The organism is Bacillus sp. CZDM1 (assembly GCF_055502545.1).
The window spans coordinates 132615-140276 of record NZ_JBUESO010000014.1 but is presented as its reverse complement, the minus strand read 5'-3'; the positions used below and the strand labels follow the sequence as shown (position 1 = coordinate 140276).

General features: G+C 39.5%; 7 protein-coding genes. All 7 read right to left on the bottom strand.

Annotated elements, in window-relative coordinates; all coding sequences use genetic code 11:
- Nucleotides 1–184: 184 nt before the first annotated feature.
- Nucleotides 185–1675, bottom strand: coding sequence for a glycosyltransferase family protein (locus tag ACY3XC_RS24280; RefSeq protein ID WP_464870875.1), 1491 nt, complete (start codon nt 1673–1675; stop codon nt 185–187).
- Between the two features lie 56 nt (nt 1676–1731).
- Nucleotides 1732–2667 carry an FTR1 family iron permease gene (locus ACY3XC_RS24275; protein WP_464870874.1) on the bottom strand — a complete coding sequence of 312 codons (936 nt, stop codon included), beginning with the start codon at nt 2665–2667 and terminating at the stop codon, nt 1732–1734.
- Nucleotides 2668–2691: 24 nt separating this feature from the next.
- The gene (locus tag ACY3XC_RS24270; RefSeq protein ID WP_464870873.1) at nt 2692–3447 is read right to left on the bottom strand and encodes a hypothetical protein; all 756 of its coding nucleotides are present in this window, start codon (nt 3445–3447) and stop codon (nt 2692–2694) included.
- A gap of 101 nt (nt 3448–3548) precedes the next feature.
- Nucleotides 3549–4313 carry a glycosyltransferase family 2 protein gene (locus ACY3XC_RS24265; RefSeq protein ID WP_464870872.1) on the bottom strand — a complete coding sequence of 255 codons (765 nt, stop codon included), beginning with the start codon at nt 4311–4313 and terminating at the stop codon, nt 3549–3551.
- On the bottom strand, nt 4310–5776 hold the full coding sequence (locus tag ACY3XC_RS24260) for an alkaline phosphatase family protein (protein ID WP_464870871.1): 1467 nt from the start codon (nt 5774–5776) through the stop codon (nt 4310–4312). The genes ACY3XC_RS24265 and ACY3XC_RS24260 overlap by 4 nt, the downstream gene beginning before the upstream one ends.
- A complete protein-coding gene (locus ACY3XC_RS24255; protein ID WP_464870870.1) occupies nt 5773–6714 on the bottom strand; it encodes a lysylphosphatidylglycerol synthase transmembrane domain-containing protein in 942 nt (313 codons plus the stop codon). Before ACY3XC_RS24255 ends, ACY3XC_RS24260 begins: the two co-directional genes overlap by 4 nt.
- The gene (locus ACY3XC_RS24250; RefSeq protein WP_464870869.1) at nt 6687–7637 is read right to left on the bottom strand and encodes an NAD-dependent epimerase/dehydratase family protein; all 951 of its coding nucleotides are present in this window, start codon (nt 7635–7637) and stop codon (nt 6687–6689) included. Before ACY3XC_RS24250 ends, ACY3XC_RS24255 begins: the two co-directional genes overlap by 28 nt.
- Between the last annotated feature and the right edge of the window lie 25 nt (nt 7638–7662).

Sequence of the window (7662 nt, the reverse complement as noted above, 5' to 3'; positions counted from 1 at the left end):
AAGTTTTTCACCATATTTTCCCATAAATAAACACCCCAAAAGTCAGATTTTCACTCTAACTTTCGGGGTGCAGTACATTCTGATGGTTTTTTTCCACTTGGTTACTGGTTAAAATGATAGTGAGACACCTATCAAGTGAGTATGACCAAAGAAATGAACCACAAGAACCGTCACCACGGTCACCTTATTCATTTTCCCATTCAAAAAGAGTAATACTGCTATAAACAGGTTCGAACAAGGGATTTGATTGGAAGGTCTTAACCTTTTTGATATGTCTTTCTGCCTGTATGCCTTGCCTTTCAAACCCTTCTAATACATGGTCCGTTATAAAGATTTTTTTATTACCGCGCTGCTTGGTGCTGCTAACAAACTTTTCATAGGTAAAAACTCGTTCATACGGGTATTCTGCTTCTAAATAATCCATTACTCTTGCTTCTTCCCACGTATAAATGACAAACGGCTCTTTCATTTCTTTTAAATAATTTGTTAATTGGTAGCTTGCCGGGTACTCATTTGCTTTTTCCTTAACAAAACCGTAACCATGAACAGACTGAATAAGCAATAGACACGAAATAATCATGATTTTAATTCCGCGGCCCTTCTGTGACCTTAGCGCGGTTACAATGATAAAAAAAGCAAATAGGAAAATCAGCGGCAATGCGTGGCGCGGTTTATCAATATTTTGTGCAAATAACGCCCATAAAAAATAACTAACCGTCAATCCCATTGAAGCTGAAACATACATCTTGTTTTTGAGAATATCGCTCCCAATTAAAAGGAGGAGCAGCCCCCACAAAACAGCCGTTAAAAAAGATTCTCCGCATAATCCTATCCAGAAAATATTAATAAACAAGAGCTGTGTGAACCTCTCAATCAGCGGCGTTGACTCAGCAGTAATTGCTCCGCCCCAATCATTAAAATGGCCAAAGGTAAACTGGTAAGAGAGCAACAAAAAGTTACTGATATTTCCCTCGGTAGCAGCCAGCCCTCCTATCCAAATGAATTGAAAGAGGATCGCAATGAAAACTTGCTTAACCAAATATCCCAGATATCCCTTTTTGTCAGAAAATAAAGTGCGTTTTGAATAAAGGAGAAGGATAATACCCAGCCCAAAAGTAATGTAAGAAAGGCGGATGCCCATAAGCACACTAAATAAAAACATCGGCAATACAGTTAGTCTTCTTGTCTGCATTTCTTTTGCACGCTGTAAACTCCATAAAAACCACCATAAAACACTAACTGCTGCTGCCTCACTCATTGGTTCAGTTGCCATAATCCAAAGGTAGGAAAGTGATTGAAGTGCTGTGCAGGCAAGCAAACTAGCCATCTTAGATAAATACCGGTTAGCCAGCCAATAAATGGGAAGTGCCGCAGAAAGCAGCATTAGCGTATTAAAAACGGAAAGTGCCTGTGCAGGATTCTCAATCAAACGGTTAAAGACCATACCGCCAAATACAAAATACGGATAACCGGGAAAATGCGGCTGCATAGCCAATAAGTCAAAACGTTCTAACGCTAAGGAGAAATCCACTTGATCCCATGACCTCGCAAATGGACTGCTGTAGAGCACACGAAAATAACTAGTTAATCCTATTGCGGAAATTAAAATTACCACACTGATTTTAGTTAAAAAAGAACTCTTCTCTTGCTCGCTTATAAATCTTTTTCCTAGCATTTTTACCTACTCTCTATAGAAAAAAAGACAAGACGAATGACCATCGCCTTGCCCTTCTATACGGTTTTCTTCACTTGATCAGCTGTACCTGCCTTCATGGATTGCTTACCTTCTTTTTTCGCTTTTGAATCAGCCTTGTCATTCACATTGACTAGTAAATATATAGCGGCAAAATAACCTAGATAGGCAATAACCTCTTCTATAGAAGGCATCGATGAATAGCCAAATAGGGCTTTAAAGAAAATGCCAACATCACCGGAAAACACAGGCGCAACTCCCGTATCGCGTAAAAAGTGTGAATGATCAATGGGATGTTCAGGCAGGAACCAGGTTAGATCATAAACATGCGGTATCAGGCTCCCAATCATTTTAATATCCTGCATAACGGAAATTCCTTGAACCAGAAGTCCAGCAGCAATTAAAACAATAAACGCGCCAGTTACCTTGAAAAATGTTTTCAAAGGGATGCGCATCGTTCCTTTAAAGAAGAAATAACATACCGTTGCAGCAACGATTGCCCCTGTAATAGCTCCCCAGCCCTCAAGAGCCTTTCCAATATCTCCGCCGGTAATCGCGGCGAAGAAAAAGACGGTTTCGATTCCTTCACGCAGGACGACAAGAAAGGAATGAATGACCATACCGACAACATTACCTGTGGTAACAAATTGATTCATTTTCCCTTCCATACTTCCCTTTAGATCTTTACTGTGCTTCGCCATCCAAAAGACCATTTGGGTTAGGAGAACAGAAGAGATAAGCATGATTCCTATTTTCAAATAAATTTCGCTTCCCATCGCAGCAAAGCTTGTAAATACCACCTGGAATAGAAACGCAGCACCAATACTCGCAAGTACAGCAAGACCGGCTCCTAACCATACGAATTTTGTATATTCTGCGTTTTGAGTGCGTTTTAAATAAGTGGTAATGATCCCTACAATGAGTAAGGCTTCCAACACTTCACGGAAAGTAATCAGTAGTGCTTGTATTTCCACTCCATTTCCCTCCTCACCAAGGTCCTAACCTCTATTTCTTTTTCTAACAAAAAGAACCACAGCTATAATTGCACCTATAAGGATGACAATCGGAACCCAGTTTTTAAGATTAGAATAATCTGTCCATCCTTCATTTTTCACATTGTCAGACCCTTCGAAATCCTCCTCCGAAAAATGACCAACTTCTATGCTTTTCATTTCAAAAGTGTTTTTCAAGGTCAGCAGGATTTCTTCTTTGTCTTTCATAAATTGGTCATAGTTGGATTCCTTTTCTCCAACACCAAAAAGGCCGGGGTTCCCCAATGATTCCAGTGCAGATTCAAAGTGTTTGTTTAGCTTTTGATCATCTTCTGCGTTCTTTTCATTGACTACTGGTGATAATGCTTTATATGTAGCAAATGCTTTTGCTAGAAGCTTTTTACTTGTATCATATTCTTTGAAATTTTTATCGATATTTTCTAAACGACGGGCAATATTTAAGACAAGGATTTTCTCCATATTCGAGATGACCGCTTCTTTATCCTCATTTTTTAAATGAGTAAGCACTGCTTTAGAAGGTTCAAGTCCCATATGCATATCCAATTCCTCTTTCACCGTTTCAAAAATCGCTGCTGCACTTGTAAAATCTGGCGGTGACTGATTTAATTTTGCAGCCATTTCTTTATAAACTTCAGCAACTACTTCTTCATTAGGATCTCCATAGGAGTAGCCGAAGGCCGGCTTACTATAAGCCGGGAAACTTAATAAAAGCACACATAAGGCAAGGATAAATTTTTTCATATTTACTTATCTCCTTCCATTGTTAATGATAATCATTATCACTTAATATGTCAATAAGGTATCGCTGATTTTTATGACTATTCACACAGTTACCACATTCATTATGAGGATTTCCGTTTTCTCTCATCTACACGCAATAAATGAGCGTTTGCATCGATTTCCACCTTGTCAACACGCCGACTGATCTCACGTAAAATCGCTGGAAAAACAGAAGTCATATATGCCTTAAACTTAATAAAGGATTGCCCTTTTGTACGAACTTGATAGTGGATAGGAATTTCTTTCACACGAAATCCTTTTCGGACTAAATTTAAGGTGATTACCTGTGCATAGTTATAATCATGAATGATTTCCGCATGTCGTATCGCCTGTTTGGAGAAAGCGCGCATGCCTGACTGTCCATCGTAAATCCACTTTCTTAACAACAAGGACTGCAAAAAGGTAAAGAAGTAGTTTCCTAATCGACGATTGAGACGCATGCCATTAATATTGCCTAAGAATCGTGATCCCATCGTATAATCTGCTTCCCCATTAAAAAGAGGAGCGAGAAGCTCTGGAATTTGCCATGCCGGATACTCATTATCTGCATCAATCATCACCGCTATATCAGCACCCAGCTTGTCACATTGCCGAAGCCCCTCCCGAACAGCTGCACCAAGCCCCATATTTGCAGGAAGAGAAATAACGTGATCGGCTCCAGCCTTTTTGGATACTGCAACCGTTTGATCCGTTGAACCATCATCGATAACAAGGACCTCGACTTTCACCATTGGATGAAAGGAACGAGGAATCCTCTCTATTACCTCTGTAATGGATTCCTCTTCATTATGTGCTGGTAAAAAGACAATCACTTTCTGCGTATTCATGAAACTCCCTCATTTTCCATTTGTTTAATGGCGTCCAATAAAACGGGGCCGCGGCTGTGACCTGGATACGGTGCACCTAATAAATAACAAATCGTAGGTGCCAGTGAAACGAGGCTATGATGATCTTCTACCAGTTTCCCCTTTTCAATTGCAGGACCATGCATAAAAAACGGCACAAATCGCTCTCCTTCATCTAAATGACCGTGACCGCCAATTCCATCTGCCTGTCCATGGTCTGCACAAATAATTAAGGTTGTATTTTTCATATAGCCTTCTTGCTCAAGCCAGCCTACAAAGTTCTCAATAAGACGGTCTGCTTCTGCAATCTTTTCTAAATATTCATCATAAAGTACCCCGCGGCTATGGCCTGTTTGATCGGTACTAATGAGTTGAACTTTAAAGAAATCTGGATTTTTTTCCTTCATGATTTTTTTTGCTCGTTCCAAGATTTCATAATCGACTTTACTATTGTCCATTACCGCTGTAAACGTATCGACATCATCTCCCATGGAATCGACCAAATGAGCAACTGCCAGCATTCTGCCTTTTTTTCCAATTTTCCGGAGTGAATCAAATACCGTCTCCACCTTTGTCCCAAGCTTCCATACCATATTCGATTTTATCCCATGTTCATGTGGATAGGTACCTGTCATCATCGATGTAAAACATACGACCGTACGTGCAGGGTAGACGGTTTCCATTTGCGTATATTCCGTTCCATTTTTTCTTAGTTTGTCTAGAAATGGTGTATCTGCAATTTGAAAACGGTCCTTACGCATGCCATCAATGACAATGGTAATAACCCGTTCATTTACCGCTGTTGAGTTTGGCGGCACATTGTCTGTCAATGATGTATACTCCTTTGGTTTCCAATCAAAAAGATTAAGATGCAAAATCAAACTGAAGACTAAGACACCAAGGATAAAAAAGAAATAATTAGGCCAGTGGATTTCAATTCCAGCTGAGAATTTTTCTAAGTACATCTGCCACAAAGAGAGTAATAATAGGAATTTAGGCATTTGTTCCTGAGCATTACCGCTGGTAGAGTCACTATTCTTTAAAACCAGCTTCCAAAATCGAGTGAAATTCCACCACGAAGTTCCGATACGAAGGTGATAATAAAAGGTTCCCCAGAAATAGACGGTAAAAAAGAAATACAGTCCAAGTGCTAAAAAAAGTAAAGTCAATTCGTATTCATTAAATAACATTAAATAGGCGACAAAAGGAATCCATAAATAATTTCGAAGCAATAAAGGAAAATCAAACAGATAGTAAATAGCCATCATCGGCACAATAAGGATGAATGATACTAAAAAGGACAGCCAAAATTCACCTTCGCCCCATGATGAGATGTGGAACAAAAGCATCGTTCCAAAGATAAAAATAGGCGTAAACGGTTTCCCCTCATTTAATAAATTCCAACAGCGTGCTGCCGTTTTTTCAAACTTTGAAGCTTGTTTCATAACGATTCACCTTTCTTTGTTCTCCATACTTTTAACTGCGTGATGGTAATAGGATGAAGTATAAACGTTACAGCACCCGCAACGTAGGAAAAGATAAATTTATACCCATGTGTGATGAGTGCGACGTGATAAGCAGCTTTCCAATCCATATCCAATTGCACTAAGGCAAAGCTCATCACACTTTCATAGGTTGCAAGACCCCCTGGGGCAAACTGAAACACCTGTGCGGCCACTGTTACGCTATTCACCCATATGGCATGGAGAAAGGACAATTTGAAATGAAGTGCCTGGAGTACACCGTACACTACAGCAGCCTCAAGGACCCAGCTTAAAGCTACTAAACTTACCATTCTTAATGCTTTCTTATGAAAAAAAGCCTCTCTTACTAACGACATATGCTTCGAATAAAAGGCAAACCACTTTTTCCTGAGAAGGAGCAGGAAAAACATGACGGCCACCACTAAAACAACGACCAGCTGCAAAAAGAACGTGTAGCTTAGTGAGACACCAATGACCAATGCCCCAATGAAGGAAAACACCCCTAAACACAATAGATCAAGGACCCTCATAACCACAACCGAATGGGCTGCTGTATCCCAGCTGACCTCCTTTTTATTGGCAAGTACCCCAATCCGAACAACGTCTCCTATTTTAATAGGAAAAATATGATTGAAAAATAAACTATAGTAAAGACCGTAAAGAAAAAGGCTAATGGGCTGTTTGTTTTTCCCGTACATCCGCCAAGCAGCTGCCCGGAAAAGAAAGGCAAAAAAATAACAAACTGTCGTGAATAATAGCCAGTGGTAATTAGAAAAAAACTGCTTTGTTTGTATAAATAATGTTTGTACATCGAAAAAATTCAAGCTTAATGATAAAAAAGAAACAAATAATAACAGGCTAATAACAAGAATTAGTCTTCGAAGTAGTTTCTTGCCCATTGGATTGTCCGCTTTAACCCTTCCTCAATATTTACTAATGGTTTGTAGCCAAGCATTTCCTCCGCCTTTTCAACATTGCTCCAGGTCATTTCCACATCACCTTGGCGAGAGGGCAGCCGGTTTATTTTCATATCAGGAAAACTTCCACTTAAATGGTCTAAAAGAGTTTCCATAGAAATAGGTTCTCCATATCCAAGATTATATGTTTCATTTCCTTTTGAATAGAGGATGGTCCGCTCAATCCCATCAATAATATCCTCGATATAGGTATAATCCCTGGCCGACCCGCTCCCGTAAATATCAATACTATCGCCTGACATCAATTTCTTGATGAATTTTGGGATTGCCATATCCGGTCTCCCCCATGGACCATATACAGTAAAGAACCGTAAGATCGATAATTGAAATCCATACAGGGATTGATAAGCGTGACAAAACGATTCCGCTCCATACTTTGCTGCTGCATAAGGAGAAGCCACTTGGCCATTTGCCATGTCTTCAGATAGTGATACGCCTGTCTGATTACCATAAACGGATGAAGAAGAAGCAAAAACGAAATGTTTAACCTTTGTTTCTCCTGCATACTTTAAAAGATTAATCGTAACTTTTATATCATAATCTACATATTGATGCGGTTGTTCAATGGAGAAGGGGACACCCGGAAGTGCCGCTAAGTGAACAACTACATCAAAGGAATTTTCCTCCAAGACTTTTTTGCAGCCATTCTCATCGAATAAATCTACTTCAAAAAATCGAAAAGGGATTCCAAGTTTATTTATTTCATTAAGATGTTCTCTTTTTTGTTCAGGACTGTAATAAGGATGAAGATTATCAACAATCGTGATTTGGTGATGATGTAAGAGAAGCTTTTTAGCTAGGTGGCTTCCGATAAAGCCTGCTCCGCCGGTAATTAGGATGTCCATTAACAGTTCACTCCCAGTAACAATA